2 protein-coding genes are annotated in these 1,043 nt (G+C 62.7%); both read right to left on the minus strand.

Annotated features, from left to right (window positions below; all coding sequences use genetic code 11):
- Window positions 1-474, minus strand: a 474-nt coding sequence (locus EOC06_RS43980) for an extracellular solute-binding protein (protein WP_245470248.1), incomplete at its 3' end; no start/stop codon positions are given.
- A gap of 285 nt (window positions 475-759) precedes the next feature.
- On the minus strand, window positions 760-1,043 hold a 284-nt coding region (locus EOC06_RS31165), incomplete at its 5' end, for an N-acetyltransferase (protein WP_164898828.1).

The following is a 1,043-nucleotide window of genomic DNA, read 5'->3' on the forward strand; positions in this document are numbered from 1 at the left end:
TTTCCAGGTGGCCGGCACCTTGGCGCCATATTTGTCGAGGAGATCCTTGCGGTAGTAGAGCGCCGGCGCATCGGTGAAGATCGGCAAGGCGACAAGCTTGCCGTTGACGGTCTGTGACTGGATGATCGATGGGAAATGCTCGGCCACGACGTCCTTGGTCGCTGCGGTCAGATCCACGAGCTGGCTGGCGAGTTGCGGTGCCCAGATCACGTCCGTCTGGTAGACGTCGATGTCACTGTTTCCCGCGGCGAGCCAAAGCCGGTATTGGCCGAACTGGTCGGTCCCGGACGTCGGCATGACGACGATGCTGACCTTGTTGCCGCTGTCTTTCTCGTAACGGTCGAGGATCTCGCGCAGCACCTTGATGCCGTCGCCGGTATCGCCCGACACCATCGACAGCTCGACGGCCCGCGCCGGCGTGCCAGCCAGAACGGCAGTGACGCCGAGCGCCAGGAATGCGTGAGAGAGTTTCATGATGGTGGATGTCCCTCCGCAGCCGGCCGCGGAAAATCCTCCCACCCGCCGGCAGCTTGTCAGGCCCTCACCTCCCATTGAATGCGAAGCGGCGCTTTTGGGTTCCCAAATCGCGCCGTTCCTGCGTGAGGCGACACCCATCAGGGTGTGTTGAGATTCAGGTCAGGCCGAGTCGAAAATGGTGGTTTCCGAGAACCGGAGCGGAGCGTACTTTTGGGTACGTGAGCACCGGAAGCGCAGGAAGCCATCATTTGCAGGCCGGCATCACCTGAATATCAGCACACCCTAGCCTTCCCAGGCGACAGGCATCATGCCCAGCCGCTCATAGAGCCGGACGGCGGCGGGATTCTCGACCGTGTTGGTCTTGAGGTCGACATGATCGGCGCCGCGTTCGCGAAAAACGGCGAAGGCGTGCCACATCAGCGCTTCGGCAACGCCCTTGCCGCGAGCCTCCGGATGAACGGCTAGATCCTTGACGAAGGCGCGGGTCCAGCACAGTGCCGCTGCCGCCAGCCGGCCCTTGGCGTCGATGACGAGGAAGCACAGTGCCGGGTCGAATTCGGGATCGT

Source organism: Mesorhizobium sp. M7A.F.Ca.MR.362.00.0.0, from assembly GCF_004023175.1.
Taxonomy (GTDB): domain Bacteria; phylum Pseudomonadota; class Alphaproteobacteria; order Rhizobiales; family Rhizobiaceae; genus Mesorhizobium.